Origin of the sequence: Actinomadura formosensis, assembly GCF_050948385.1 — a bacterium.
GTDB lineage: Bacteria > Actinomycetota > Actinomycetes > Streptosporangiales > Streptosporangiaceae > Spirillospora > Spirillospora formosensis.
Genome location: NZ_CP192011.1, coordinates 5,644,279 through 5,671,026, shown reverse-complemented (window position 1 = coordinate 5,671,026; position 26,748 = coordinate 5,644,279). Strand labels below are relative to the sequence as shown.

At 70.5% G+C, this 26,748-nt stretch carries 29 protein-coding genes and 1 pseudogene; 20 read left to right on the top strand and 10 right to left on the bottom strand.

Going from position 1 to position 26,748, the window contains the following annotated elements:
• Positions 1-120 precede the first annotated feature (120 nt).
• From ACQP1N_RS26620 to ACQP1N_RS26610, 3 genes are read left to right on the top strand one after another with little or no spacing between them, the layout of a single operon-like run.
• Positions 121-2,586 carry a sensor histidine kinase gene (locus tag ACQP1N_RS26620; RefSeq protein ID WP_433227376.1) on the top strand — a complete coding sequence of 822 codons (2,466 nt, stop codon included), beginning with the start codon at positions 121-123 and terminating at the stop codon, positions 2,584-2,586.
• Positions 2,587-2,592: 6 nt separating this feature from the next.
• Entirely contained in the window at positions 2,593-2,970 is a 378-nt protein-coding gene (locus ACQP1N_RS26615) for a DUF742 domain-containing protein (RefSeq protein ID WP_067808211.1), read from the top strand.
• Positions 2,951-3,583, top strand: a complete 633-nt coding sequence (locus ACQP1N_RS26610; protein ID WP_131732835.1) for a GTP-binding protein — start codon at positions 2,951-2,953, stop codon at positions 3,581-3,583. Before ACQP1N_RS26615 ends, ACQP1N_RS26610 begins: the two co-directional genes overlap by 20 nt.
• Positions 3,584-3,677: 94 nt before the next feature.
• Here ACQP1N_RS26610 and ACQP1N_RS26605 read toward each other — a convergent pair whose 3' ends face one another.
• From ACQP1N_RS26605 to ACQP1N_RS26590, 4 genes are all read right to left on the bottom strand, one after another.
• Positions 3,678-4,271 carry an IS110 family transposase gene (locus ACQP1N_RS26605; RefSeq protein WP_433232811.1) on the bottom strand — a complete coding sequence of 198 codons (594 nt, stop codon included), beginning with the start codon at positions 4,269-4,271 and terminating at the stop codon, positions 3,678-3,680.
• Between the two features lie 747 nt (positions 4,272-5,018).
• On the bottom strand, positions 5,019-5,516 hold the full coding sequence (locus ACQP1N_RS26600; protein ID WP_433227375.1) for a hypothetical protein: 498 nt from the start codon (positions 5,514-5,516) through the stop codon (positions 5,019-5,021).
• A gap of 91 nt (positions 5,517-5,607) precedes the next feature.
• Positions 5,608-6,966: a NucA/NucB deoxyribonuclease domain-containing protein gene (locus ACQP1N_RS26595; protein WP_433227374.1), complete on the bottom strand. Its 1,359-nt coding sequence runs from the start codon at positions 6,964-6,966 to the stop codon at positions 5,608-5,610.
• Positions 6,967-7,011: 45 nt separating this feature from the next.
• Positions 7,012-7,494 carry a peptidase inhibitor family I36 protein gene (locus tag ACQP1N_RS26590; RefSeq protein ID WP_433227373.1) on the bottom strand — a complete coding sequence of 161 codons (483 nt, stop codon included), beginning with the start codon at positions 7,492-7,494 and terminating at the stop codon, positions 7,012-7,014.
• A gap of 390 nt (positions 7,495-7,884) precedes the next feature.
• Here ACQP1N_RS26590 and ACQP1N_RS26585 point away from each other — a divergent pair.
• The 4 genes and pseudogenes from ACQP1N_RS26585 to ACQP1N_RS26570 all read left to right on the top strand — a co-directional run.
• Positions 7,885-8,074: pseudogene (locus ACQP1N_RS26585) on the top strand (hypothetical protein); the annotation flags it as partial.
• A 187-nt stretch (positions 8,075-8,261) separates the two neighbouring features.
• Positions 8,262-9,242 (top strand): hypothetical protein, encoded by a 981-nt coding sequence (locus ACQP1N_RS26580; RefSeq protein ID WP_433227372.1) that lies wholly within the window; start codon positions 8,262-8,264, stop codon positions 9,240-9,242.
• A 107-nt stretch (positions 9,243-9,349) separates the two neighbouring features.
• The gene (locus tag ACQP1N_RS26575; protein ID WP_433227371.1) at positions 9,350-9,484 is read left to right on the top strand and encodes a hypothetical protein; all 135 of its coding nucleotides are present in this window, start codon (positions 9,350-9,352) and stop codon (positions 9,482-9,484) included.
• 14 nt (positions 9,485-9,498) lie between these two features.
• Positions 9,499-10,251 (top strand): hypothetical protein, encoded by a 753-nt coding sequence (locus ACQP1N_RS26570; RefSeq protein WP_433227370.1) that lies wholly within the window; start codon positions 9,499-9,501, stop codon positions 10,249-10,251.
• A gap of 66 nt (positions 10,252-10,317) precedes the next feature.
• On the opposite strand, the gene ACQP1N_RS26565 is transcribed toward ACQP1N_RS26570, so the two are convergent.
• Entirely contained in the window at positions 10,318-10,443 is a 126-nt protein-coding gene (locus ACQP1N_RS26565) for a hypothetical protein (protein WP_255218834.1), read from the bottom strand.
• A gap of 203 nt (positions 10,444-10,646) precedes the next feature.
• Here ACQP1N_RS26565 and ACQP1N_RS26560 point away from each other — a divergent pair, with 203 nt between their 5' ends.
• The gene (locus tag ACQP1N_RS26560; protein ID WP_433227369.1) at positions 10,647-11,285 is read left to right on the top strand and encodes an NADAR family protein; all 639 of its coding nucleotides are present in this window, start codon (positions 10,647-10,649) and stop codon (positions 11,283-11,285) included.
• Here the strand turns inward: ACQP1N_RS26560 and ACQP1N_RS26555 are convergent.
• Positions 11,230-11,982 carry an ATP-binding protein gene (locus ACQP1N_RS26555; RefSeq protein ID WP_433227368.1) on the bottom strand — a complete coding sequence of 251 codons (753 nt, stop codon included), beginning with the start codon at positions 11,980-11,982 and terminating at the stop codon, positions 11,230-11,232. The two genes, ACQP1N_RS26560 and ACQP1N_RS26555, sit on opposite strands and share 56 nt — an antisense overlap.
• Positions 11,983-12,159: 177 nt before the next feature.
• Here ACQP1N_RS26555 and ACQP1N_RS26550 point away from each other — a divergent pair, with 177 nt between their 5' ends.
• From ACQP1N_RS26550 to ACQP1N_RS26540, 3 genes are all read left to right on the top strand, one after another.
• Positions 12,160-13,053 carry a helix-turn-helix domain-containing protein gene (locus tag ACQP1N_RS26550; RefSeq protein ID WP_433227367.1) on the top strand — a complete coding sequence of 298 codons (894 nt, stop codon included), beginning with the start codon at positions 12,160-12,162 and terminating at the stop codon, positions 13,051-13,053.
• Complete coding sequence (locus ACQP1N_RS26545) at positions 13,050-13,277, top strand: DUF397 domain-containing protein (RefSeq protein ID WP_433227366.1); 228 nt, start codon at positions 13,050-13,052, stop codon at positions 13,275-13,277. Before ACQP1N_RS26550 ends, ACQP1N_RS26545 begins: the two co-directional genes overlap by 4 nt.
• Positions 13,278-13,395: 118 nt before the next feature.
• Positions 13,396-13,656, top strand: a complete 261-nt coding sequence (locus ACQP1N_RS26540; RefSeq protein WP_433227365.1) for a DUF397 domain-containing protein — start codon at positions 13,396-13,398, stop codon at positions 13,654-13,656.
• Positions 13,657-13,743: 87 nt separating this feature from the next.
• On the opposite strand, the gene ACQP1N_RS26535 is transcribed toward ACQP1N_RS26540, so the two are convergent.
• Both ACQP1N_RS26535 and ACQP1N_RS26530 read right to left on the bottom strand, forming a co-directional pair.
• Positions 13,744-14,676, bottom strand: a complete 933-nt coding sequence (locus ACQP1N_RS26535; RefSeq protein WP_433227364.1) for a hypothetical protein — start codon at positions 14,674-14,676, stop codon at positions 13,744-13,746.
• Positions 14,673-15,251 carry an RNA polymerase sigma factor gene (locus tag ACQP1N_RS26530; protein WP_433227363.1) on the bottom strand — a complete coding sequence of 193 codons (579 nt, stop codon included), beginning with the start codon at positions 15,249-15,251 and terminating at the stop codon, positions 14,673-14,675. Before ACQP1N_RS26530 ends, ACQP1N_RS26535 begins: the two co-directional genes overlap by 4 nt.
• A gap of 149 nt (positions 15,252-15,400) precedes the next feature.
• Between ACQP1N_RS26530 and ACQP1N_RS26525 the strand changes: the two genes are divergently transcribed.
• The 9 genes from ACQP1N_RS26525 to ACQP1N_RS26485 all read left to right on the top strand — a co-directional run bounded on the left by ACQP1N_RS26525 (position 15,401) and on the right by ACQP1N_RS26485 (position 23,860).
• Positions 15,401-15,772 carry a phage holin family protein gene (locus tag ACQP1N_RS26525; protein ID WP_433227362.1) on the top strand — a complete coding sequence of 124 codons (372 nt, stop codon included), beginning with the start codon at positions 15,401-15,403 and terminating at the stop codon, positions 15,770-15,772.
• A gap of 13 nt (positions 15,773-15,785) precedes the next feature.
• Positions 15,786-16,652, top strand: coding sequence for a Cgl0159 family (beta/alpha)8-fold protein (locus ACQP1N_RS26520; RefSeq protein ID WP_067804385.1), 867 nt, complete (start codon positions 15,786-15,788; stop codon positions 16,650-16,652).
• Positions 16,653-16,705: 53 nt separating this feature from the next.
• Positions 16,706-17,236, top strand: a complete 531-nt coding sequence (locus ACQP1N_RS26515) for a (2Fe-2S)-binding protein (protein ID WP_242608842.1) — start codon at positions 16,706-16,708, stop codon at positions 17,234-17,236.
• Complete coding sequence (locus tag ACQP1N_RS26510) at positions 17,233-18,213, top strand: FAD binding domain-containing protein (protein ID WP_067804382.1); 981 nt, start codon at positions 17,233-17,235, stop codon at positions 18,211-18,213. Before ACQP1N_RS26515 ends, ACQP1N_RS26510 begins: the two co-directional genes overlap by 4 nt.
• The gene (locus ACQP1N_RS26505; RefSeq protein WP_433227361.1) at positions 18,210-20,267 is read left to right on the top strand and encodes a xanthine dehydrogenase family protein molybdopterin-binding subunit; all 2,058 of its coding nucleotides are present in this window, start codon (positions 18,210-18,212) and stop codon (positions 20,265-20,267) included. Before ACQP1N_RS26510 ends, ACQP1N_RS26505 begins: the two co-directional genes overlap by 4 nt.
• 96 nt (positions 20,268-20,363) lie before the next feature.
• Complete coding sequence (locus ACQP1N_RS26500) at positions 20,364-22,007, top strand: L-lactate permease (RefSeq protein ID WP_433227360.1); 1,644 nt, start codon at positions 20,364-20,366, stop codon at positions 22,005-22,007.
• A 144-nt stretch (positions 22,008-22,151) separates the two neighbouring features.
• Positions 22,152-22,562, top strand: a complete 411-nt coding sequence (locus ACQP1N_RS26495; RefSeq protein WP_433227359.1) for an STAS domain-containing protein — start codon at positions 22,152-22,154, stop codon at positions 22,560-22,562.
• Positions 22,563-22,735: 173 nt separating this feature from the next.
• On the top strand, positions 22,736-23,581 hold the full coding sequence (locus tag ACQP1N_RS26490) for an acetate uptake transporter family protein (RefSeq protein ID WP_084263326.1): 846 nt from the start codon (positions 22,736-22,738) through the stop codon (positions 23,579-23,581).
• A 78-nt stretch (positions 23,582-23,659) separates the two neighbouring features.
• Positions 23,660-23,860, top strand: a complete 201-nt coding sequence (locus tag ACQP1N_RS26485; RefSeq protein WP_131732667.1) for a hypothetical protein — start codon at positions 23,660-23,662, stop codon at positions 23,858-23,860.
• A gap of 97 nt (positions 23,861-23,957) precedes the next feature.
• Here the strand turns inward: ACQP1N_RS26485 and ACQP1N_RS26480 are convergent, their stop codons facing one another.
• Together ACQP1N_RS26480 and ACQP1N_RS26475 are read right to left on the bottom strand one after the other, a co-directional pair.
• Complete coding sequence (locus ACQP1N_RS26480) at positions 23,958-24,404, bottom strand: hypothetical protein (protein ID WP_067804368.1); 447 nt, start codon at positions 24,402-24,404, stop codon at positions 23,958-23,960.
• A gap of 15 nt (positions 24,405-24,419) precedes the next feature.
• A complete protein-coding gene (locus tag ACQP1N_RS26475; RefSeq protein WP_433227358.1) occupies positions 24,420-26,744 on the bottom strand; it encodes an ATP-binding cassette domain-containing protein in 2,325 nt (774 codons plus the stop codon).
• Positions 26,745-26,748 lie beyond the last annotated feature (4 nt).

Genomic DNA, 26,748 nt, shown 5'->3' with positions numbered 1-26,748 from the left:
CCGAGTGAAAGTTCAGCCGCAGTGCCAAACCGAGGCCGCACCACCACGGACTCAGCCGCCGGTCACCGGCAGGCTCCCAAGGCCGCGCGATTCCGGTCCATCCGCTTCAAGGTCGTTCTCATGGTCACCGTCTCGGTGGTCTCCCTCGGCGTGCTGTGGGCGTTCGCCGCGAGCATCGCGCTCGGCGAGGGGCTGAACCTCCGCCACGTCAAGACCGTCCAGGAGCACTACGGATACCCGTCCGGCGCGCTCGGCAGCGCACTGCAGGCGGAGCGGCGGCTGTCGATGGTCTACCTCGGGAGCCGCGCGGAGGGGGACCGCGCCTCGATGGAGTCCGGCCGGCTGGTCACCGACCGGCAGGCCGCCCTGTTCCGCCGGCTCGCGAAGGACGCGGGCGCACGCGAGGCCGCGCCCGAGACCACCCGCAAACTCGCCGCCAAGATCCTCACCGGGCTGGACGGGCTGGACGCCAGGCGCCGCGCCATCGACACCGGCGCCCTCGACCGCGGCCGCGCGTTCGCCGACTACACGACCCTGCTCGGGGACGTCGGGGTGCTGCAGGGCTCCCTCGCCACGCTGGACAACTCCGAGGTCGCCAAGGACGCCCGCAACGAGGCGTCGCTGCACCGCGCCCGCGAGGTCCTCGCGCAGGAGGACGCGCTGCTCGCCGGCGCGCTCGCCGCGGGCGCGATGACGCCCGCCGAGCACGCCCAGTTCGTCAAGCTCGTCGGGACGCAGCGCACCCTCTACGAGTACGCGGCGTCCGAGCTGCGCTCCGCCGACGAGTCCTACTACCAGCGCCTTGTCGGAATGCCGGAGTACAGCCGGTTCCGGACGCTGGAGGACCGGTTCGTGGTGTCCACCCGGTTCACCAAGCACGCCGGCGGCTCCGGGGTGCTGTGGAAGACCACCGCCGACTCCAACCTGACCCGGCTGCGCGGGCTCGAACTGCACGTGTCCGAGGGCGCGGAGAAGCGCGCCGAGCCGATCGCCGACGGCATCATCACCCGCGTCGTCCTCGCGGGCGCGCTCGGCCTGGTCGCCGTCGCCGCGTCCCTCGTCCTCGCGATCTGGGTCGCCCGGTCCGTCATCCGCGAGCTGGCCCGGCTGCGCCGCGAGGCGATCGACCTGGCCGACGTCCGGCTGCCCGGCGTGATCCGCCGGCTGCGCCACGGCGAGGAGGTGGACGTGGCCGCCGAGGCGCCGCCGCTCGCCTTCGGCACCCGCGAGATCCACCAGGTCGGCGAGGCGTTCAACGCCGCCCGGCGCACCGCGATCCAGGGCGCGGTCGAGGAGGCGACGCTCCGCCGCAACGTCAGCGACGTGTTCGTCAACCTCGCGCGCCGCAGCCAGACGCTGCTGCACCGCCAGCTCAAGCTGCTGGACGCGATGGAACGGCGCATCGAGACCCCCGACGACCTGGAGGACCTGTTCCGCGTCGACCACCTCGCCACCCGGATGCGCCGGCACGCCGAGGGCCTGATCATCCTGTCCGGGCAGGCGCCCGGCCGCGGCTGGCGCAGCCCCGTCGCCATCGTGGACATCGCCCGCGCCGCCGCGTCCGAGGTCGAGGACTACACCCGGGTCAACGTCGCCCCGATGACCCGTGCCGCGGTCGTCGGGCCCGCCGTCGCCGACGTCATCCACCTGCTCGCCGAACTGGTCGAGAACGCCACCGCGTTCTCGCCGCCGCACACCACCGTCCAGGTGCACGGGCAGGCCGTCGCGCACGGCTTCACGCTGGAGGTCGAGGACCGCGGGCTCAGCATGGAGGAGCCGAACCTCGCCGCCGCCAACGAGCGGCTCGCCTCCGCCGGCGAGTTCGACCTGTCCGACAGCGCCCAGCTCGGCCTGTTCGTCGTCGCCCGCCTCGCCCGCCGGCACGGGATCAAGGTGACGCTGCGCACGTCCCCGTACGGGGGCATGACCGCGATCGTCCTGCTGCCGGAGAGCCTCGTCGTCCCGGACGAGAGCGCCCCCGCGGGCGGCCCGCCCGCCCTCACCACGCGGCGCGCCGAGGACGCCCTCGTCCCGGCCGGTTCCGTGGTGCGGCTTCCGACGGGACGGCATGCCGCGGCGTCGTCCGCGCCGGAGGAACCGCTCGTACGGCCCGCGCCGGTCCCGATGCCCGTGACCGAGGAGCCGGACGTGGGGACCGGGCCCGTCCCGGTGTTCGAGGAGCCCCTGCAGGGGCCGGCGCCCACGCCGCGGTCCGCGCCGTCGCCCTGGGACGACGCACCGGCGGAACCCGCGCCGCCGTCGCCCGTCCAGCCGCAATCGGCCGCCCGGCCGGAGCCGCCCGCCCGGCGGGAGCCGCCCCCCAAACCGGGCATCCCGCGGTCGCCGCGGGAGGTCCGGCGGCGGCCCGCCGGCGCGTCCGGGTCGGCCGGGCGGCCGGCGCTGCCGAAACGCGTCCGGCAGGAGAACATGGTGTCCCAACTGCGCGAAGACCCCGCCGCCGAGCCCAGGTCCGCCCCCGAACCGCGTCCCGGCCGGTCGCCCGAGGAGTTGCGGTCGATGATGTCGTCCATCCAGCAGGGCACCCGGCGCGGGCGCGCCGATGCCCTCGACAACGAGGAATCGTGACGGACCATGACCGGTTCCGGCAGCGAATGGCTCGATGACGAGGCGGGCCCGATCGTCCGGTCCTACGCGCTCACCCGCGGGCGCGCCCGGCCCGCGACCGGCGAGCCCTTCGACATGATCACGATCGTGACGACGGCGGCGCGGCCCCGGGCGGGCACGCCCGGCATCGGCCCCGAGCATCTCGACATCCTGGAGATGTGCGGGCAGCCGCAGCCGGTGGCCGAGATCTCGGCACGGATGAAACTTCCCCTGGTCGTCGTGCGCGTCCTGCTCGGCGACCTGCTGCACCACCGGCTCATCACCGCCGCCCGCCCCCAACAGGAGAGCCCGCTCTCCAAGGAACGTCTGCTGAGAGAAGTGCTCCATGGTCTCCAAGCCCTCTGAGAACGCGGTCGCCGAGGGGAACGGGGGACACGCCCCGGCGACCCCGGTCGCGGTGAAGATCCTCATCGCCGGGGGATTCGGGGTCGGCAAGACGACGCTGGTCGGCGCCGTCAGCGAGATCCGGCCCCTGCAGACCGAGGAACTGCTCACCGACCAGAGCCTCGGCGTCGACGACACCGAGGGCGTCGAGCAGAAGACCACCACCACGGTCGCGATGGACTTCGGCCGCATCACGATCCGCGACGGCCTCGTCCTGTACCTGTTCGGCACGCCCGGCCAGGACCGCTTCTGGTTCATGTGGGACGAGCTGTCGTTCGGCGCGCTCGGCGCCGTCGTCCTCGCCGACACGCGCCGGCTCGCCGACTGCTTCCCCGCCGTCGACTACTTCGAGAACCGCGGGCTGCCGTTCGTCATCGCCGTCAACTGCTTCGACGACGGCTACGACTACACCCCCGAGGAGATCCGGGAGGCGCTCGACCTCGGCGACCACACCCCCGTGGTGCTCTGCGACGTCCGGGAACGCGCGTCCGGGAAGGAGGTCCTGACGACCTTGGTGAAGCACCTGCTGACCGTCCATCAGGCGCAGAACCCGGCCGGCGTCTCCCTCGCATGACCACCGTCGCGGACCTGCAGTGACACTCCCTGTGCCAACCTCAGGCGGCGACGGGTTCGTTGAGGGCTACTGCGGCGCCGTGTTTGGCGGGGCCCTAGGGGGCGCCGTCGTGCCGGCAGCGCCAGATGACACGGATCCAGGCGCGGGCCAGGACGCGGATGGCGTGCGGGTGGTCCTTGCCTGCCTTGCGGGCGTTGTTGCAGATCTGGGCGGCCCAGGGGCCGGCGTGCCAGCTGTTGTCGGCGAAGATGGCCTTGGCGCCCGGCCAGTGCGCACCCGGCAGCGCGGCGAGCTGGTTGACGGCCGCGACCCGCAACACGACCAGGTCGTCGCGGGTGCGCACCACAGTCCGCAGGGCCTTGGTCTGGCCCGAGGACGGGGTGGCGGTCCGTAGCCGGTGTTGCCGCAGCCGCAGGTACTCGGCGATCACCGCGGCGTCGGCCGCGTCGGACTTGGCGCCCGCCGGCACTTCACCTTCCCGCCAGGTCTTGATCGCGTTCGGGGAGGCCGGCACCACCGGATGCCCGGCCTCCGGCAACAGGTCCACCAGCCGCCCGCTGGGCCGTTCGATCCCGATCGGGATGTCTCCCGCCTCACCCAGCCCGGCCGGCCGGCGGATCAACCCGGCGATCCCGTCGGCCGGGTGCTTGACGGTGAAGCTCGCCACGATCCTCCCGGCGGCGTCCACCACACACACGGCATGGACGGCGGCGGCCCAGCCGATCCCGACGAACAGGTGCGCGGGGGCAGCGCAAGCGACAACACGACTCCTCACAGCGGCAGCGACGACCCGGCGGCGACGAGGCCAGTTCCCGGGTGGGCATTAACCGGCGCTCTGCGGCGCATCTCCCTGTTGCCGGTCCGTGGCCTCGGAAGAGCCGGGGGCGGACCACCCGTGGGCTCGACCAGGAGTGGCGCCTGGACGACGAAGACGTGCTGCGGCGCGGCACGACCCGCGCCGGTGGCGCACGCCGCGCCTGGCCGGGACCCGGTTGCAGGCCCGGCACGCCGGCGGCAGCCAGGCCACCCTTGGCGCCGACCGCCGCGGCCGCTACCCCTCCCGATCAAGGACCTGCCCGCGCTGGCCGCCGAGCACGAGCGCGACGAAATCCCCAGTCACCCCTGTCTGCTTCGCTGGACTTGTCACCGAGCCCGGCGGCGCACATCGCGTCCGGGGCGGTATCTGGCCGCGACATCACCGCGCCCTTGCCAGGCGACACACCGTGCAATGTGGCCCGGGACGTCGCTCCAAGGTGTAGCCCGGAATGGCGGCCGCACCGACGGCCGGAGATGTGAAACCCCCGTGCTTTGCTGGCCGGCAACAACGCGCTTTGCCGAGTCGCTGCGCACCGCGCTCTGCCGCCCGTCGGGGTCGTGGTGCCGAGCGATTCATGAATCCGGGTTGTCTATCAGCGAGGTCGACCGGTCATAGGGCTCATCCGTCAGTCGGCCAGAGACGCAGCAGCCACAGCTCTCGTCCGGTCAGCATGGCGACTTCGTTCTGGAAGACCGGGTCGTCGAAGTCGCTGGATCGTGTCAGCGCGTCGTCGTACAGCTTCCGGGTGTCGGTGTGAAAGGCGTTGACCCGTACCTGGTAGCGACCGGGGCCAGGCAGTTCGAACGCACAGGGGGCGGCGCTTTCAAAGTCCGATACGGTGATCTGTCCGGCTGGCACCTGCAGCGTCCAGGTGACCGCGTCGGTATCGAGACGAGGATCACCGGTGAGTGGTTCGGCTGTCCATGACTCGGCGCGCAGGTGGATCCTCAGATCGCTCCCGCTGGGGAAGATCGCCAGCGTTGTTCCCTCGCAGGCGCTGGAGGACCGCGGTTCGGCCGTCAGGTTTCGGTCTGCTAGTGAATCAGCACCGGTGATCGTCACCTGGGAGTACCAAGGCTGTACCAGCCAGTCATGGGAAGCGAGCAACGACGCCATGAACTCCTCCTTCGAAGACGACCGAAGACCAGCCGGAGCGGGGTACCGAGCACCGCCCCGGCTGGTCTGGCATCAGCGCGATCGGCCTACTCTATTCGACCTTGATGTAGTACGCCTCCTTCTCGGCTATACGGTCCCAGTCATACCAGGCTGCGAGCACGTTGCCGGCCGCTCCATTCTCTCGCCAGTACACAGGCCTGGCAGAAAACATGTTCTTGTATTTTGCGCCGTCGGTCTTCCACCGCGCGGCCCCCTCATATGTTGAGGCGAACGGATACTCGTCGCACTCGTTGACCGGACGCCCCTGCGGGTATTCCGGCGGATACTCGATGGCACTGTTCCAGCCAGGGAAATAGGGGTTGCACCCCCATGCTTTGGCGTAATATCTGTTGGAGTTGCTCCGCGATTCATTCTCCTTGGAATAACTGGGGACTAGTCGATGCAGTGGGTTGCCGATGCTCTTCCCGGGGAGCTGCTTATCGGTAAACGGCGGTTTGGTGTCCTGGGGCCGGTTCAAGGCAGTCCACAGATGCTCTGCGACCGCTTTGTAACCGGTGTTGCCGGCGCGGCTGAACCGCAGGAACGGCTCGACCACGGTGAAGATCGATCCGCGTTTCGCCTTCTGGTTGTACCACATCGAGTCGAAGCGGATGCTGGTGCCCACCTGTTCCCCCGTCGACGGTGGGTAGCCAGGCGTCTCTCCTATGGAGACCGGCGCGATATCGGCGTGACGAAACTGTTCGCCATTGGCCGGAATCGGTTCCAGGCCGGGCGATATCAGTTCGACATATGTGTCCTTTTGGTTCTGCCACTGGTCGAGTGTGCGCTTGGCGCCATTGGCGCCATTGGAGTGGCAGTTGCGTGGAGCGTCCTGGGTGATGCAGCGGATCCCCATGTCCATCGTGGACTGAGGATTTTGGTAGACCCCGGATCGGAGTCTGATCTCGTCGACCCAGATAGCGAAGTTGATATACCGGTCGGTCTTAGAAGGCTTATCGCCCACCTGGGTGTGTGCCCCATAGCCGATGACGGTGTAGACGGCTTCGAACAAGCCATCGATGCGGCAGTTATTCTGGTTCTGCGGGTCACAGACCTTGGCCCGGTGACCTATAGCTAGTCGCCCGCACCAGGCGAAGTGGTTCTTGACCCAGCCACCGGGCTTTCCGGATTCGGCCGTGTTGGCCCGACATTCCTGCGGACTAATGTAGTCGTAGTCGGCGGCTCTCCGCGGTGAACGCGGTGAGGCATACTTGTCAGCGTCGGCGGTGTAGGTGGTACCCCTGCGGTGGGCTTCCTGTTCCACTTGCTTGGGTGTCAGTGGCTTGTCGGGGAGTTTTCGGCCGGTTCCGTCATCGTGTAGCCAGTGCATGGTCGCCTCTGACACCTTGATCCCGCCCTTGAAGGGCCGTGGGGTGGGCGAGGCGACTGCGGTGGGAACGAGACCGAACATGAGAGCTAACGCCGTGAGGACGGCTGTCGCGGATCCGCGCATGAGTCACTTTCCGCAGTAGGCGTAGAAGAAGTCTGCTCGGTTGTCCGCGAGGGTTCCGACGAACTGAGAATGGGAGTGCGGCAACTCGCGCCACAGCGTCTCGAACGGATCTACGCTCTTGTCGTAGACCTCAACGGTGTTCTTGGAGTTGTTGTGCCAGGACGTGGTGAGGTTTCCGAACCCGTAATCGGTGAGGGACTGGTTGCTTCCGCAGTCTTTGAATTGGAGCCTGCGGCCACCCCAATCTTTGTACTGGTAGAAGCAGTACCAACCGCTCGGGCAGTTGGCCGTGCCGGCCGCCTGCTTTTTCGCGATGATCAGCTTGACGTCCCCGCCTTTGTAGCTCACTTCACTGGGGCCAGTCTGAATACCCCCGTAGCTGCGGATCTGGTCGTCGACCTGCTGTTGAACGAGCAGGTCCGGCGAAGGGGCTGCGACGGCCCAGGGTGTGATAGCCAGGCTGGTTGTCAGCGAACCGATGGTCACACTCGTCATGGCGAGGACATGGAGTTTCGTTTTGCGCATATACATTTCCCGTCGTCGCGCACTTTCCCTTGCTCCTGCGTCGAAAAGGTAACCCAATTGGATTTTAATGATCAAGGTAAAATGCAGTAAATAATATTTTACTCGCGACTTTTATCGGGATTGACAAAAACTTGTCGATCGATCGGGTGAACCCATGGCCGACTTGAGGCGTCCATGTGTTGCAGGTTTGGCACGGCGCGCAATGGATTGGTCACATTTAGTTGCCATATTGGGCTGGCGGCGTAGATCGGCACGTGTGTCACTGCCACTGAAAAGGGGGCACACGTCATGTCCATGACTGACCGTGTCGACGGCACAACCTCAACTAACGTAAGTGATCTTCCGGCTACCGTGGCGAGGGTGAGTGAGCCCGAGCAGCAGAGCACACGGCGCCCGATCCGGCAGTTGGTGGATGACCGGCTGCTGGACGAGCTTTTGGCCTGGCCCCCGCGACCAAGACGGCGGGCTGCGGCTGACCGGTGCGGGCTCCACGCTCGGTGAGCTGGTCAAGGCCGTGCTGGAACGCGCGTTGGAGACCGAGGGGACCGCACTGCCCTGGCACAGTTCGCCGAGTTGGCCGGGGCCGACATCGATCTGAGCATCCTCCCGGACATCTTCTCCACCCCAGCACGATCGCGGCCGGGGGCTGGCTGCTGATCCGTGCCCGCCGTCCGCCCGGCCGCCCCTCGCTCGGGTCCAGCACGCGGGCCATCGTGTGCTGCGCGGTCGTGATCGGCGGGCACGTGGCCACCGACGCCCTGACCGGCGTGCTGTCGGCGCTGCCCGGCCCGGACGGCACCGGCGACCAGGCCGCCGCAATGCGGATCGGCTCGGACCTGGAGTTCGCTGCGGGCGCGCTCGCCGCCGGTGTCCGCGAAGAGGTCCCCCTGCTCGCGCTCGTCGCCGCGGTGATGACGGCGGCGCGGCGCCCGAACTGGCAGATGCTCGCCGCGGTGTGCGTGATCCGAGTGATCCCGCACTTGTACTTCGGGCTCCCCGCCATCGTGGTGATCGTGTTCGCCGTCTTCTCCCTGCGTGTGTGGCAGAGCAGCCGCCGGATCGGGCCGATCATCGCGGGCCGCACCATCTACAACGCGGTGACGGTGTTCGGCGGAATGCCCGGCCACTACGCCCTGACCATGATCTCGGCAGGCGGGGTGGTCACCGCCTGCCTGCTGCGCCAGACGCTCAAGGCCGCACGAACGTCCGCCGAACCCAGTGAGTCCAGCCCTGTGCGGACGCTCGCCCGAGGACCAACAGCACCGATTTGCTGGTCCGCCCGTTCGGTCCCCTGGACGCCCTGTACTGCGGGCTGCGCCGCAGCCCCCCCAGATCTTGGCGGCCCACGTGCGCGACCCGGAGGAGCACATCCGGGTCACCTACCGCGACAGGGCCCCGCCGATCTGATCTGGGACCCCGACGCGCAGGAGTACCGCTGGGCTACCGGCGCGGACTCGACCAGACGCGCCGGCGCCCGCGACGACATCGACACGGACGGGACGTCCGGCCTCGACCAGATCCAGCACCTTGCGACGGAACTCCGGAGGGTAGCCCTTGCGCGGCATGCTGGCCTCTCTCGTGGGGGCGATGGCACAGCAGTCAAGCAAAGTGACATCACGGAAGGCGGGGCACATCACCGTCACCCCGGCTCCCGCCGAGTCCCAACAGTGAGCACCGCACCGATGCCCACCAGGAAGAGGGTGCCCTAATGACCGTGTCCCCACTACAGCACCAAAAAGAAGGGAATTGTCACAGGGCGGCCGAGTTCCGATGAGGGCATGGAACGATCCCAGCCGGGTGGCCTAATCTCCGACGCATGCCGGAAAGCGTGCAGGTGGAACCGCTGGCGCAGGGACCGTTCGACAGCGTCGCCGTCACCGCCGAAGGAGCGCTGCTGGCGTTCTCCTCCCAGGCGTCCCGGGCGAGAACACCGGCCGGCTCTGGGATCTGACGGCCCGCGCGGCGGTGGGCGCGCCGATCCCCGACTTTCCCACCGACCGCGCCGAGTGGGCGTTCGGCGTCCTCGCCGGTTCGCCGACCGTCGTCTGGGACCACCGCGACCGTATCCACGTCCACGACCTGGGGAGCGGGGATGAGTTGACGCTGGACGGCCGGCCCGACCTGCTCGGCCTGGCCGTCCACCGCGGCCGCGGCGCCGTCGTCGCCGTCTTCGGCCCCGCGTACGACGCCGAGGTGATCGTGTGGGACGCCCGCACCGGCGACCGCCTGGCCGAGTTCACCCTCTGGCTCGGCCACGGCTCGGCCATCGACCGCTGGATCCTGCACGCCACCCCCGCCACGGGTCCCCTCATCGGCCTGCCCGGCGACTCCGCGGTCAGCATCCTGGACGTGGAGCGCGGCGAGGAGATCGCCACCCTGCCCGCCGCCTACGCGGTGCTGGCCCCGTCACCGGACGGCCTGGTCCTCGTCCAGCCGGCCCCGTCCGGCCTGTGCGTCCGCGGCCTGGACGGCGCCCCTCTCGCGACCCTGGAGGCCCCGGCCCCCTGCGACCACGTCGCGGCGGCCACGGCGGACGGCCGCCTCCTCGTCGCCGCCGCCCTCCAGAACGAGCCCGGTGTGCTCCTCGCCTGGGACGCCGCCGCCTCCCGCCCGCACTGCCGCGTCAAGGTCCCGGCCCCGGTCAACGACCTCGCCCTGGCCTCGGACGGCACCCTCCTGGCGGCCACCGAGGACGGCCTCTACACGACCCGCTTGTGAGCCCGGACGCGAAAAGCCCGTCCGGATCGATCCGGACGGGCTTCGACCTGTCGGCCGGAGGGCCGGTCAGCGCACGGCGAGATCGTCCTTGGCCTCGGACTCCGCGGGGTGCTCGGAGTCGGCGTCCATCGGCCGCGGCTCCGGCCAGGAGACGATCTTGGTGCGACGGGGGTTCGCCAGGGCATCGTTCATTGTTACTGCTGTCCTCCCAGTTCGAGCCGGGGCCCAGTTGGGCGATTTTCTCGGCGACGGGCCCACTTCCGCAAAATGGTCTAGACCGCGTCCCTCCCCCGTAGAGCGCGCGGCACAACCCTTAACACCGCCAATCGATCAACCATTCCCGCCCGGGAAACCCACTGGCCCCCGATCCCGCCCGCCTGGCACCCTTCTTCCCCATGGACGTAGCCGAGCTGACCCGCCTCCAGAACGGGGGCACCCGCCTGAAGTTCCTGTTCTTCTGGGGCCACCGGACCCCAGGTCCCGGCTACCTCAGCCAGTGGTGGCCGTCCCCCTTCACCCTCGACGGCACCGCCTACGCGACCGCCGAGCACTACATGATGGCCGAGAAAGCCCGCCTCTTCGGCGACGAGGAAACGGCCGCCGCCATCATCGCCGCGTCCCATCCCAACCGCGCGAAAGACCTGGGCCGCCGAGTCCGGAACTTCGACGAGCGAACATGGCGGGCCAATCGTGTGGCGATAGTCACAAGAGGCAATGAGGCGAAGTTCGGCCAAAACAAAGACCTCCGCGACTACCTCCTCGGCACCCGCGGCCGGGTCCTGGTGGAGGCAAGCCCCGTGGACCGCGTCTGGGGCATGGGTCTGGCCGCCGACGACCCCCGAGCCGAAGACGTCACCGCCTGGCAGGGCCAGAACCTCCTGGGCTTCGCCCTAATGACCACCCGCACCGCCCTAACCCCCCTGACCCCCTCTTCTGCTTCGCCCGCCAGAGGCAGGATGCGCCGGGAGGACGGAGCGCTCAGGGGGTGGGGGAGCAGGGGCGGGTGGGGATGGCGTCCAGGTGGCGGACGATGAGTTCGGTGGTCTCTTGGAGGTCGACGTGCGGGCGCCGGAGATAGCGGCCCGGCCCCTCCCGCCAGCAGAAGTGCTGCGGGTACACCCACACGTTGAGACCGGGCAGCACCACGACCGACATGCCGCGCTCGTCGCTGGTGCGCATGCCGGGGAAGCCCCGCCGCGTGACGGCGGACAGGAGGCATTGCGCCGCCGTACCGGGGTGGACCTTGAGCGTCCGGCCCGGCCAGTCGTCGGGGAGCGGGAGCGCGAACCAGACCGCCTTGCCCGGCAGCGGCGTCTCCGTGACCCGGGACCGTGTTAAGGCACAGCCCCACGCGGCGGTGAACTCGCCGAGCAGGCCGAGACCCTTGCCGTGCTCGTCCAGCAGCCCCGCGCCGGACCTGTGCGGGAGATCGGTTCGTGCACCGTCGAACACCGAGACGATGAGCTGCGGCGCCGGCACGGTGCGCGCCCAGATCCACAGCTCCGGCGCGACGGGTGGACGGCCGTCCGGCGTGCGGCCGTGGCGCAGCGCGTTGGTCGCGGTCTCCGACACGGCGAGCTTCCCGTCCTCGATCACGTCCCGGTCCACCCCGAGCCCCGCCATGGCCTCATGGAGAAGCCGCCGCGCCGCCCCCGGCCCCGTCTCCCCCCGTGGCAACTGCCATATCCCCACCCCACCGGCCACCAGCACCCGCGCACCCCTGCTCTCCATCGAGCCTCCCCGCTCAATGATCACGATGTGTGTGCATCGAGTCACACGTTGTATGGACGGCTCGATACTGGCTCATGCAACGCTACGATGCAATCCCGTTTGAAAAACTCATATGAAGTGACCGAATTGGACTGTGTGTGCTGATTTCGATACGCAAGGTGAGGTTGGGAGGGCAGAATGGCGACCGACGAGCGAGGAGGAGCCACCATGCCACGCCCTGAGAGCCCGACCGTCCGCCGGATCATGCTCGGTATCCGGCTCCGCGCCCTGCGGACCCGAGCCGGCGTCACGGCGGACGACGCGGCACGCCACATCGCCCGCACGGACTCGACCATCAGCCGAATGGAGACCGGGCAGAGCTCCGTGCCCGCCCGCGTCCTCGAACGGCTCCTGGAGCTGTACGGCGCGACGCCGGACGAGACGGCGCAACTGACCGAACTGGCCAAGGCCGCACGACAACGCGGCTGGTGGCAGCGCTACGGCGAGGTCCTGCACCCCGGCTTCGAGCTCTACCTCGGCCTTGAGGCTGAGGCCACGGAGATGCACGCCTACGTCAGTGAGTGGGTACCCGGCCTTCTTCAAACTGCGGAGTACGCTCGCGCGGTCTTGTCCGTCGAGCCTCGTCCGCCTTCGGACGAGGAGATCCAGGCCCGCGTGGAAGCTCGTCTCGCCCGTCAGACAATTCTGAGCGGAGACGCTCCCCTCCAGTACTGGGTCGTGCTTGACGAGGCCGTCCTACGTCGGGCCGTAGGCGGCTCCGAGGTTATGGCCGAGCAGCTGAGCGTCCTTGCAACCCGAGCCCGTCAACGCAACATCAAGTTGCAGGTCCTGCCCTTCTCGATCGGCGCCCATCCCGGGACGTGCGGCTCGTTCACCTTGCTCACTCTGGATCTGGGGGAGGCCGCAGTGTCGGAGTACGTCTACGTCGAGAATCGGGCGGGGATGCTGCTCATGGACAAGGTGCCCGAGGTTGAGACTCATAGGCTGGCATTTGACTCCTTGCGAGCTCAGGCGTTGAGTCCCCGCGACTCGATTGCCATGATTGAAAAGGTTGCTGCGGAGCTGGAATGAGTAGAAAGGCTGAGCTGATGGAAGACAGTGGTCTATCTCGCGCCATCTGGCGGAAGAGTTCCCACAGCGGCAGCACGGGTGGTGACTGTGTAGAGGTCGCCGAGCTCGGTGACCACAGGGCTGTGCGTGACTCTAAGAACCCGGAGGGTGGCTACTTGGGGTTGGAACGGGATGTGTGGGCCTCATTGGTGTCGCAGATCAAGCGAGGCACGTACGACCTTTGAGCCCGAGCCGGTGATTGCCGGTCCGCCGCGCGCCGCACCTCGCATCGAGGTGCGGCGCGCGGCGTTATGCGACCCTGCTTGAAGGACGGTGCAAGCGGAAGAGGTGAGGAGTAGGTCTATGCCCTTGATCGAGCCCAGACGCGAAACCGATCGCCCACATGCAGAGTCGCGGGTGAAGCTGGATGGCACGACTCGCGTCACGTGGCGCAAGAGCTCCCACAGCGGCAGCTCGGGTGGCGAATGTGTAGAGGTGGCGTTGCTCGGGAGTGTGAGTGCCGTGCGGGACTCCAAGGCTCCGGAGGGCGGCGTCCTGACCCTGGAGCTGGACGTGTGGTCCGCCTTGGTTGCGCAGATCAAGCGGGGTGTGTTCGACCTCTGACCCAGACCGGTGCCCGCCGGGCCGCAGCACGCCGCACCTTGGAGCGAGGTGCGGCGTGCGGTGTTTATGCGGGCCTGGGGAGTAGGGCTAGGGCGTTGGGCTGGGCAGGACGGGCGGTGCGGAGGTGCTGGATTCGGGGGAGGTGGGGGTGGGGCCTACGAACAGGAGGACCTGGTTCTTGGCCCACGGCACCGCGTCGTGGACGTACCACGTGTCCGGGATCTGGTCGGGGCGCCGGATCTTGCTCTGGTTCCCGTCCTCGAAGCGGTACTCCGGCACTGTCACGTTGCGCTGCTTCAGTGCGGCGAGCACCTCGCCGACGCGGTGCTTGCGGAACGTCATGCCGTGCATGACCTCGCCCGGCGCGGTCGCCGACGCGGTGCTGGAGTACTGCTCGCCCGGACGGGCCGCGCGCCCGAAGGTGATGTCGGCGGTGCCCTTGTAGCCGGTCCGGATCCGGACGCCGACCGGGCAGAGGGCGCCGCCGCCGCCGGTCTCGCACTCGCCCTTGGCGGTGATGGTCGTGATGTCGTCTTCCGTCGTGCCCTCGCTCGTGCTGGTCGCCACCACCGTGCCGACGATGGACGGTGAGGCGGGCACCAGCGACAGGTTGACCTTGAGGCCGTGGGCGGCGAACTCGGCGCGGTATCGCTCCGGGTCGGCCAGGGGGTCGCGGACCCGCACGTCGATGTAGTCGCCCTTGGGCGTGAAGCTCAGCGCCGCGGCGAGCGCGACGTGGGGGTTCGGCCTGGTCTGGACGGGGTTCGGCGTCCTCCCGTCGTCCCGCGCGAGCGCGGTCACCGCCACGGCGGCGCCGGCCAGGCCCGCGGTGGCCAGGGGAAGGCCGATGCCCATGAGCAGGCGCCGCCTGTGCCGCGGGGCGGGGGCCGGGGCGGTGGCGGTGGTGGCGGTGATGCGGTCGGCCAGGGCGGCGGCGGCCTCGTCCGGCAGGAGTTCCCCGGCCCGGACGTCGGTGACCGGGGCGAGCCCGGCGATCAGCGTGTCGATGTCACGGTTCATGCGTGCTCTCCGTGGGGGATCGGCGTGGCGGTGCGGGACGGGGCGGGGACGTCCGCGCGTTCCAGCGCGCGGGCGAACCGGCGGCGGGCGCGGTGCAGGCGGATCCGCACCGCGTTGCGGGAGCAGCCGAGGACGGTGGCGATCTCGCCGTGGTCCAGGCCCTCCCAGCCGACGAGGGACAGCAGTTCGCGGTCGCCCTCCGGGAGGCCCCGGAACGCGGCGGCGACGCCCGCGAGGTCGCCCCCGGCCATGTCGTGGGCGGCCGGGACGTCGCGGAGCCGGGAGCCGAGGTCGGCGGCCAGCGCGGACCGGCGGCGTTCGCCGCGGTGGTGGTTGGCCAGCACCCGGCGGGCCACCCCGTACAGCCACAGCCGCGCCTGCGCGCCCGGCGGGATGTCGTCGAGCCGCCGCCAGGCCGTCAGGAACGTCTCGGCGAGGACGTCGGCGGCGTCCTGCGGGTCGCTGGTCCGGCGCAGCGCGTACCCGAGTATCCGGGCGCGGTTGGCCGCGTAGACCTCCTCGAAACGGCGGCGCCGGTCACCCGGCGGATGGGGGTCGTCTGAAAGGGATGGCAAGCCCTCTCCTCTCGTCGCACGCCATGGGGGCGCGGCGATTGATCTGACACCGGCCACATGTCCGCACCTCGCCCAGCATTTCGTCCCGGCGCTCGCGGTGACGGATCGTTCTCCGGGTTCTTTTGTCCGGTTCGGGGTAAAGCGAGGTCATGACCGAGTCGCGCGAACCGGCGGAGGTCGACGAGCCGCTGGAGCAGAACCTTCTGCTCGCCCGGCGGGTGGTCGAGGCCGCGCAACAGGAGATGCTGGAGAAGGCCCGGCAGCGCGTTCCCGCGCTGCGGCTGGGCGCCGTCGCCGGGGCCTTCGGGGTCCTCGCGACGGCCGCCACGTACCGGATGAACGTGCTGCTGCTGGAGAAGAAGCTCCCGCCCGAACTGGCGTCCTTCGTGGCGGCGGCCGTGTACGGCGGCGGGGCGGGCGCGGCGGCGGTGGCGGCGTCCCGCAGGTGGAAGGGGCTGCCCGCGCCGCTGCCGACCGAGACGGCCCGCCAGGTCGTGGAGATCCTGACCGACTCCGGCTGATCGGTGATCAGGGGTGCGCATCGGTGAGCTGAGCGATGTGCGGGCGGCGCGGCCCGGGGCGATCGCCGAGGCGGCGGACGCACGGCGGCGCCGGGAAACGCCGCCCGGCGCGGCCGGCAGAGTGCTGATCATCGAGGCGGACCATCCGGCGCGGGGCGCGCTCGGGGCGGGCGGCGACCCGGTGGCGATGGCCCGCCGGGAGGACCTGCTCGAACGGCTCTGCGTCGCGCTCGGCCGGCCCGGCGTGGACGGTGTCCTCGCCACCCCGGACGTCCTCGAAGACCTGATGCTGCTCGGCGTGCTGGACGACCGGCTCGCGATCGGGTCGATGAACCGGGGCGGCCTCGCCGGGACGGTCTTCGAGATCGACGACCGGTTCACCGCCTACGACGCGGACGCGATCGCGGCGGCGCGGCTGGACGGCGGCAAGATGCTGCTGCGCATCGATGACGAGGACCCGGCGACCGCGAACACGCTGGAGGGGTGCGCGCACGCGGTGTCGGGGCTCGCCCGGCACGGGCTGATGGCGCTGGTGGAGCCGTTCGTCGCGCACCGGATCGAGGGGCACGTCCGGAACCTGCTGACGGCGGAGGCGATGATCCGGGCGGTGTCGGTCGCGTCCGGGCTCGGCGTCACGTCGGCGTACACGTGGCTGAAGCTCCCGGTCGTGCCGGAGATGGAGCGGGTGACGGCGGCGACGACGCTGCCCGTGCTGCTGCTCGGCGGCGAGGTCGCGGGCGACGTCGGCGCGGTGCTGGACGGCTGGCGGCGCGCGATGCGGCTGCCGGGTGTGCGGGGTCTCGTCGCGGGCCGGTCGCTGCTGTATCCGCCGGACGGCGACGTCCGGGGCGCCGTGGACGCGGCCGCCGGGATCCTCTAGCCGGAGACGCTGACTCGGCCCGGCGATTCCGGGGTAGGGGCCGGATCATGGACATGCCCATATATGCCGAGATCACCCTGGTCGTGAACGGGACGGGGCATCGGCTCAGCGTCGACACCCGCGCGTCCTTGCTGGACGTCCTGCGCGAGGATCTCGGGCTGACGGGGTCGAAGAAGGGCTGCGACCACGGCCAGTGCGGTGCCTGCACGGTGTTGCTGGACGGGCGCCGTGCGAACGGGTGCCTGGCACTGGCCGTCGCTCACGACGGTGCCGAGGTCGTCACGGTGGAGGGGCTGGCAAAGGACGGACGGCTGAGCCCCCTGCAAGAGGCGTTCATCGAGCACGACGCCTTCCAGTGCGGCTACTGCACGCCAGGACAGCTCTGCTCCGCGACAGGGATGCTGGACGAAGCCGAACAGGGCTGGCCCAGTGCCGTGACCGGTGACCTCGGCGCCGACACCGTGCTGGACGACGAAGAGATACGTGAGCGCATGAGCGGCAACCTGTGCCGGTGCGGCGCGTACGCCGGGATCGTGGCCGCCGTCCGGCAGGCCGCCCAGCGCAGGGAGGCGGCGGGCACGTGAGACCCTTCGCATACGAGCGCGCCACCAGCGTTCAGGACGCCCTAGAGCGGCACAGCGACGGGGCCGTCTACCTCGGCGGCGGAACCAACCTCGTGGATCTGATGCGTCTCGGTGTTGAGGAGCCGGCCAGGCTCGTTGACGTCGCGCACCTTCCGCACGACCAGATCGAGCTTCGCCCCGATGGAAGCCTCGTCATCGGTGCGGCCGTGAGCAACAGCGCGCTCGCCGCGGACCGGACGGTGCGCGAAGGCCATCCCATGCTGGCGCAGGCCGTCCTCGCGGGTGCATCGGGTCAGGTCCGCAACCTCGCGACGGTCGCCGGCAACCTGCTCCAGCGCACGCGCTGCCCCTACTTCCAGGACGCCTCCAAGCCCTGCAACAAGCGGGACCCGGGAAGTGGGTGCCCGGCCAGGGAAGGCGAGCATCACAACCTGGCGATCATGGGGCATTCTCCTGAATGCGTGGCGACGCACCCGTCGGACATGGCGGTGGCGTTGGCGGCCCTGGGCGCGTCCATCCGGATCCAAGGGCGTGCGGGGGAGAGGACCATCCCCATCGACGAGCTGCACAGGCTGCCCGAGAACGAGCCGGAACGCGACACCACGCTCGAACCGGGGGACCTCATCACCGCCGTGGAGGTTCCGCCGCTGGGCATGCCGTCCCGCTACCGCAAGGTGCGGGAACGCGCGTCGTTCGCCTTCGCGCTGGTCTCCGTGGCGGCGGCCCTGGACGTGGACGACGGCGTGGTACGCGACGTCCGGCTGGCCCTGGGCGGCGTGGCCCACAAGCCGTGGCGGGCCTGGCACACCGAGGACGCGCTGCGCGGCGCCGAAATGACCGGGGAGTCGTTCCAGCGCGCCGCCGAGGTCGAGCTCGGGGTCGCCGAGCCGTTGCGCGACAACGCCTACAAGGTGCCGCTCGTGCGCAACCTGATCGTCCGGACGCTGACGGAACTGGCGGAACGGGGGGCATCATGACCGACCGGGTGGAGGGCCGCGAGAAGGTCACCGGGCAGGCGAAGTACGCGTTCGAGTATCCCGCCGAAGACGTCGCGTACGCCGCTGCGGTCCAGGCGAGCGTAGGGAAAGGCGAGGTCGCGGCCGTCGACACCGAGGCCGCGCTGAGGCTGCCCGGCGTACTCGCCGTCCTGTTCTGGGAGAACGCTCCGAAGCTCGGCGAAGTATCAGACGGCGAACTGGCCCTCTTCCAGTCACCGAAGGTCTCCTACCGGGGGCAGTTCGTCGCCGCCGTGGTGGGCGAGACACTCGAAACCGCGAGGGAAGCGGCCCGTCTCCTCCACATCGAGTACACGGAGGAGACACCCGATGTCAGGCTCCGCGCAGACCATCCCGGCCTTTACAAGCCCGCCAAGGTGAATCCCGTCTTCCCCGCCGACACCGAGCAAGGCGAACCGGAGGATGCGTTCAGGGACTCGGCCGTCCGCGTAGACGTCACCTACACGACCCCGGCCGAACACAACAATCCGATGGAGCCGCACACCACGCTCGCCCAGTGGAACGACGACGGCACCCTCACGCTCTACGACTCCAACCAGGGCGCATCGACCGTCCAGGCCACGGTCGCCAAGCTCTTCGGCCTGGACCCGGCCCAGGTCCGCGTCGTGTCCCCGCATGTCGGCGGCGGGTTCGGGTCCAAGGGGACGCCCAGGCCGAACGTCGTCCTCGCCGCGATGGCCGCCCGCGCCGTGGGACGTCCCGTCAAGTTCGCCGTTCCCCGGCAGCAGATGTTCGCCACGACCGGCTACCGCACGCCGACGATCCAGCGGCTCAGGCTCGGCGCGGACGAGGACGGACGGCTGAACGCCATCGTCCACGAGGTGTTCGAGCAGACCTCCACCGTCCGGGAGTTCGCCGAGCAGACCGCGACGCCCACCCGCGTCATGTACCAGGCCCCGCATCGCCGCACGTCCCACCGTCTGGTCCGCTTGGACGTCCCTTCACCGTCCTGGATGCGTGCCCCAGGCGAGACGCCCGGCATGTACGCGCTCGAATCGGCCATGGACGAGCTGGCCATCGCCGCTGGTATCGACCCCATCGAGCTGCGCGTCCGCAACGACACCGACCGTGAACCGGAGAGCGGCCTGCCGTTCAGCTCCCGCAACCTCGTCGCGTGCCTGCGGGAAGGCGCCGACCGGTTCGGCTGGGCCGGACGTGACCCCGCCCCAGGCGTCCGCCGGGAGGGACGCAAGCTCATCGGTACGGGCGTCGCCGCGTCCACCTATCCCGCGTACATGCCTCCCAACAAGGCGACGGCCCGCGCCGAGCCCGACGGGACGTTCACCGTCCGGATCGCCGCCGCCGACATCGGCACCGGCGCCCGCACTGCCCTCACCCTGATCGCCGCCGAGGCGCTCAAGGCCGACCTCGACCAGGTCAGGGTCGAGATAGGCGACAGTTCGTTCCCGAAGGCGTCCGTCGCGGGCGGCTCAGGTGGGACGGCCGGCTGGGGGACGGCCGTCGTCCGCGCCTGCGAGGCCCTGCGCGGCATGCTGAACGGGTCGGTCCCGCCCGAGGGGCTGGAGGCGTCCGCCGACACCGCCGAGGAGATCAGGGCACGCGAGAAGTACGCCCGGCACGCGTTCGGCGCCCAGTTCGCCGAGGTGGAGGTGGACGCCGACACCGGCGAGGTCCGTGTCCGCCGCATGCTCGGCGTGTTCGCCGCCGGGCGCATCATCAACCCCAAGACGGCACGCTCCCAGTTCATCGGCGGCATGACGATGGGCATCGGCATGGCGCTGATGGAGGAGAGCGTCATGGACGCCGAGTTCGGCGGCTACCTCAACCGCGACCTCGCCCAGTACCACGTCCCCGCCTGCGCCGACGTCCGCGACATCGACGCGACGTGGGTGGAGGAGTCCGACCCGCACCTGAACCCGATGGGCTCCAAGGGCATCGGCGAGATCGGCCTTGTGGGCGCCGCCGCGGCCGTCGGCAACGCCGTCCACCACGCGACCGGCGTCCGCGTCCGCGACCTGCCCATCACCCCGGCCAGACTCCTCGATAACTTTTGACCCTGTGAAAAGCTCACTATCAAGGTGACTCACGTCACTTTACCGGGTATCGATCACGTGCTCGGGGGGCGCTCCCAACCCGCGAGGTGATCGCCCGTGTACCAGCAGGTCCTCGATCCCGTCGCCGATTCGCTCGGCTGGAGTTCACTGGTCGCCGCGCTGCCGCTCGCCGTGCTGTTCGTCCTGCTCGGCGGCGTCCGCATGCGCGCGTGGACGGCCTCCCTGATCGCGCTGGCCGTCTCCCTGGCCGTCGCGATCTGGACGTACGGCATGCCCGCCGGCCAGGCGTTCCTCGCCGGCAGTGAAGGCGCCGCGTTCGGCTTCTACCCGATCCTGTGGATCGTCATCAACGCGCTGTGGGTCTACAACATCACCGTCACGACCGGCCACTTCGACGTGCTCCGCCGCTCGTTCGCGCAGGTCAGCGACGACCACCGGCTCCAGGCCGTGCTGATCGCGTTCTCGTTCGGCGCCCTGCTGGAGGCGCTCGCGGGCTTCGGCACGCCCGTCGCGGTCACCTCCGTCATGCTCATCGCGCTCGGCTTCCGGCCGATCAAGGCCGCCGTCCTCGCGCTCACCGCCAACACCGCGCCGGTCGCGTTCGGCGCGATGGCGACGCCGATCGTCACCCTCGGCAAGGTCACCGGCGAGTCCGGCGACACGCTGGGCGCCATGGTCGGGCGGCAGACCCCGATCCTCGCGGTGTTCGTCCCGCTCGTCCTGGTCGCGATCGTGGACGGGCGGCGCGGCCTGCGCGAGACCTGGCCCGTCGCGCTGCTCTGCGGTGCCGCCTTCGGCGCCGCCCAGTACGGCACCGCGAACTTCATCTCGGTGCCGCTCGCCGACGTCATCGCCTCGCTGGTCTCCGCCGCCGCCGTCGTCCTGGCCGTCCGGCTGCGCCCCCGGCGGGCGGCCGTCCGGCCCGCGCCGGTCGCCGGCGGTGCCGCCGACGAGCCCACCCCCGAGTTCGCCGGCCGCGTCGAGTCCGGCGGGCGCGACCCGCGTGCCGAGACCGCCCGCGCCTACGCCCCCTACGCGATCATCATCTCGGTCTTCGTCATCTGCCAGATCGGCCAGGTCAAGGACCAGCTCGACAAGGCCACGCGGACGTTCTCCTGGCCCAGACTCCACCTCACCGGCCCGACCGGCAAGCCGCTGACGCTGACCACCTTCACCTTCAACTACCTCACGACCCCCGGCACCCAGATGCTCGTCGCCGGGCTGATCACCATGGCCGCGCTGGGCGTCGGCCTCCGCAAGGCCCTCCGCGCCTACTGGGCGACCCTCGTCCAGCTCAGGTGGGCCATCGTCACGGTCATGGCCGTCCTAGCGCTGGCGTTCGTGATGAACGCGTCCGGGCAGACGGTCACGCTCGGCACCTGGATGGCCGGGGCGGGCGGCGCGTTCGCGCTGATCTCGCCGGTCCTCGGCTGGCTCGGCACCGCCGTCACCGGGTCGGACACCTCGTCCAACTCGCTGTTCGGCGCCCTGCAGATCACCGCGGCGAACAAGGCGGACCTGTCGCCGGTGCTGATGGCCGCGACGAACAGCTCAGGCGGCGTCCTCGGCAAGATGGTGTCCCCGCAGAACCTCGCCATCGCGGCCGCCGCCGTGGGCCTGGACGGACGCGAGGGCGACATCTTCCGCCGAGTCATCCTCTGGAGCCTGCTGTTCCTGGCCGGAATGTGCCTGCTGTCCGGTCTCCAGTCGACCGGCGTCCTCGGCTGGATGGTTCCGTGACGGCCCGCTGCCCGTGGCCCGCTTTGTGGCGGACCGAAACCGGCTTCTGCCCCACGAAATCCGGCCTGTGGGGTTCACAAGACGCCGACAGGTGAGAGCCTGGCATGAACGGTAGCGGCGTTCCGTCCAAGGGGCGAGGTGCGGATGACGATCTGGCGGATTACCGGCGGTGAGGGTCCCGGGGCAGGGGAGCGTGCGGCCCCCCGGTACGACATCGTCGACTATGACTCCAGGCTTTTGCGCATCGCCGCGGCATCGTCCACGCCCTGGGTCCAGATGACCGGCGAGATCGACGTGTCCAACGCCCAGGGCGTCAGCCGCGCCCTCCAGGCCGCTCAGGCCCGCGTGCCGGGCGACGTCCATGTGGACCTGTCCGCGCTCATCTTCATGGACGCCGCCGCCCTGCGCGCCTTCGCCCTCGCCGCCCGTGACCTCCATGAGGAGGGCCGCCTGCTCGTGCTGCACACGGTCTCGCCCCACATCGACAGGCTGTTCAAACTGATCGGCTGGCACTCCGCCCCGGGCCTGGTCATCCACTGCCGTCCCCGTACCTGATCCGGGCGGCGGGTTCGCGGATCGTCATCGCTTCACCATCTGCGTGTCCGCCCGCGGCAAATGATGGCATTTTCGCTGGATGCTTCCGGATAGATCCCTGTCTGGGGCTGTTTGACCCAACAAAGCGCGGTTAGGAGGGATTTACAGCTCTCCGATTCCAGAGGAGGGATCTCATGGCAAGGCGAAGAGAGCACGCGCAATCGCCGACGTCCGGCGAGCGCGCCGAAGCGGTGACGCCCACTCCGGGTGCCGCCACCCCCGCTCAGGGCGCCGCCGCGGGCGCACCGGGCCAGGGCGCCGTCGAACGCGGAGAGCACGCGCTCTGGGAGGACCGGACGCGTGTCTTCCTGCAGCCCCTCGCGGCCCCGTCCATCCTCGGGCTGTTCGGGCTCGCGGGCGCGACCATGATGGTCGGCGCCTGGCAGGCCGAGTGGTTCGGCAACGCCGGCACGCCGCTGATCCTGTGGCCGTTCGTGCTGACCTTCGGCGGCCTCGCGCAGTTCCTGGCGGGCATGTGGGCCTACCGGGCGCGCGACGGCCTGGCCACCGCGATACACGGCATGTGGGGCGCGTTCTGGCTCGGCTGGGGCCTGCTGTTCATGCTGATCAGCATAGGTGCGGCCCCGCTGGCCCTGGCGCCGGTGATCGGCACCGTCCGGGAGGGCTTCGCGTTCTGGTTCGTCCCCCTGGCGGTGATCACCGGCCTGGGCGCACTCGCGGCGTTCGGCGAGAACCTGGTGCTGGCGGCGCTGCTGACCGTCCTCGCCGTGGGCGCGGGTTTCACCTCGGCGGGATTCTGGGCTCCGGCGACCTGGTCGCTGCACGTCGGCGGCTGGCTGTTGGTCGTGTCCGCGGCGATCGCCCTGTACGCGGCCGCCTCGATGATGTTCGAGAACACCTACGGGCGGACGATCCTGCCCACCGGCAAGTACCGCGTCAGCGCCAACGTCCCCGGTGGCCGCGGCGTGCGGCCCCTGGAGTACAAGTACGGCGAACCGGGGGTGAAGATCGGACAGTGAGCCACGGCGTTTCGCCTTGACATTCCCGTTGCCATATCCTGGGCCGGACCGTAGAGACCGGTTCGGAGGGGAGCGGGAATGTCATCGGCGGTTCGCGGGACTTGGCGGCGCCTCGTCCGCACCTACACCACGCTCTGTGCGCGCGATGACGCCGCCAAGCACGGATACACCGTCCCCGACGGCATCTGGGCCTGCGTGCGCTGTCACCAGCCCCATCTTGAGCTGTCCGCGCTCTACCACCACCTCCGCACCGAACACCCCGGCGCCCCTGCGGGCTGAGAACCGCACTTCCCGACGCCGGTCTTTCTGAGACCGGTCTTTCTGAGACCGGACGGGCGCGACCGGTGTCCTGCCGCCGCCCCGCACCCCCGGCCGGTCAGCCGCGGGTGAGGTCGCCGCCGCCGGTGACGCTCGGAACGGCCGCGTCCTGCCAGGTCACATGGACGTGTCCGCTCTCCGGGGAGAGCGTGATGTAGGCGCTCGGCGTGCACGTTCCGAGGTCGGTGCGGGTGAGCCGTTCGAGGACGCGGAGCCGCCCCGCCGAGTCCGCCAGCACCGTCAGGTCGCCCGCGCACCGCATCGTGGTGGACGCGAGGGAGAAGTGGCCGGTCTTGCGCGCGACGTCGATCGTGATGTCGAGGTCCCAGCGCTCGCCGGACGAATGGACGATCGTGCCCCGCCACCGGCCGTCGAACTCCCCGCGCTCGTCCTCGCCGTGGAATCCGAACGGGTTGGGCAGCAGCCAGCCGCCGATGGGGACGAGGGAGAGCGCGAACGACACCATCCCCGCGACCTTGATCTTCTTCTTGCTCGCCTGCCGCATTGTCTTCTCCGGGGGTCATGAGCGCCGCGCCAGCCGGTGCCGCAGCACCCACCAGGCCGCGCAGCCGTAAACGATGGTCAGGGCGAGGAGCGCACACAGTTCGGTGATCATGACGGCGGGGCGGTGCGTCCACAGGTCGTCCCGCGGGGGGTGGATCGCGACGTGCTCGACGCCGGACGACGCGGCGAGCGCCGCGGTGGCCAGCCGGGAGGGGAGCAGCCTGCTGACCGCCGCCAGGACGGGACGCTCGGACAGATCCAGCAGGCTTCCGCTCAGCGCGACCTGGCAGATCGCGGCGGCGGTCGCCCAGCCGACCGCCCGCTCGATGGTGGGCGCGGCGGCCGAGATCAGCAGTCCCGCCGCCATGGCGGCCAGCGCGCCGCCCGCCAGGCAGATCGCCATGTCCACGTCGGGGTTCACGAGCAGGGACTCGGTGGCGGGCGGGCGCAGCAGCCGGAACCCGCCGGCGGCGATCAGCGCCTGCAGCACCGCCAGGACGCCGAACACCGTGCCCTTCGCCGCGATGACCGCACCGGGGGACACGCCCGCGCGCCGCTCGCGGCGCAGCACCGGGAACTGCGCGACGATGTCCCCGTAGGTGATCGACTGCCCCGCGAAGACGCAGGCGGTGATCAGCAGGGTGAGGGCCTGGACGGCGTGCTCGTTGCTCAGGTCCGGGCCGCCCAGCCCGGCCGCGGACGCGCCGAGGGCGGCGAGCAGCCCGCCCAGCGCGGGAATCGCGGGGATCTGGGCCAGCGCGAGCACGCCCCGCGACCGCAGCAGCGCGACCTCGCGCGCCACCAGGACGGGGAACTGCCGGAGGGCGCGCTGCCGGCCCGGCTCTTCGCGCATCGGCGGCTCCCGCGGGGGGCGCGGCGGACCGGCGGAGGCCGCCGCCAGCCGGGCGGCCTCCGCCGGGACCGGGCCCGCAAGGAAACGGGCCGCCGCGCCGTCCGGGGCGTGCCGGGCGGTCTGCATGAGGTCGGCGAATCCGCGCTCGCCCAGGTCGCCGAGCACGGCCCGCGGCTCGCCGTAGTACAGCGGACGGCCGTCGGCGCCGACCACCAGGACCTTGTCGACGCCGTCGAGCTGGTCGGTCGCGTGGGTGATGACGGCGACCGTGCAGCCGCCGTCCGCGATGTCGCGCAGCAGCCGCATCACCGACCGGGCCCGTCCCGCGTCGAGCGCCGAGGTCGGCTCGTCCAGCATGAGCAGCCGCGGCCCGCCGAGGATCTCCACGCCGATCGAGACCCGCCGCTTCTCCCCGCCCGACAGCGCCCGGATCCGCTTGCCGAGCAGCCCGCCGAGGTCGAGATGGCCGGCGATCTCGGTGATCCTGGCGCGGCGCTCCGCGGCGGTGGTGCCGGCCCCCGGCAGCAGCCGCGCGGCATGGTGCAGCACCTGGCCGACGGTGAGGCTCTCGTGCAGGTCGACCTGCTGCGGGACGAGCGCCACCATGTCCCGGATCTGCTCGCCCTCGGTCGCGAGGTCCAGGCCCGAGAACAGCAGCCGCCCGGACGTCTCGATCTCGTTGAGCAGCGCCCGGAAGAACGTGGACTTCCCGGCGCCGGACGGACCGATGATCGCGAGGATCTCGCCGGGGCCCAGCACGATCGACAGGTCGCGCAGCGCCGGTTCACGCGGCCCGGGCCGGGGCGTCCAGCCCGTCCGGTAGGTGGCGGACAGCCCGCTGACCACCAGCGAAGCGCCCCGTTCCCGGCGTGTCTCGCTGAGCGTCTCCTCGTCGAGGAGGGTGAAGGCGCTGTTCCCGATCGTGAACGACTCGCCCGCGCCGAGCCGGGCCCACATGACCCGCCGGCCCCGCACGTACGTCGCGTCGCCGCGCCCGTGATCGCGGATCTCCAGCCCGGTGACCGGCCGCCGCCGGAGCGTCGCGTGCCGGGCCGCCACACCGAGGTCGGGGACGATGATGTCCGCGTCCGGCCCGCTGCCGAGCACGGTCTCCCCGGCGGTGAGCCGGTGGAGCCGGTGGCCGGGCTCGTCCCGCCGCGGGGGAGCGGGGACCCGGGCCGGTTCGGTGAAGCCGAGCACCAACTCCGTGCGCACCGAACCCAGCCGTAACGTCACCGTCGTCTCGTCGGCGTCCCTGAGGTGGATGAGCTGCTCGGTCCGGGGTGTTCCGTTGACCCGCGTCTCGTCGACGTGCGGGGCCGGCCGCAGGATCCAGTGGCCGAGGAAGCGCAGCCACGCGACCGGGCCCGGGGCGCCGCCGAGGTCGACGCGCACGTCCGCGCCCGCGTCGTCCCCGATGGAGTGCTCGCCGGACGGCGCGAGCCGGGTCACCGAGCCGCGGACCGCGACATAGAGGGTTTCGGGCATGAAC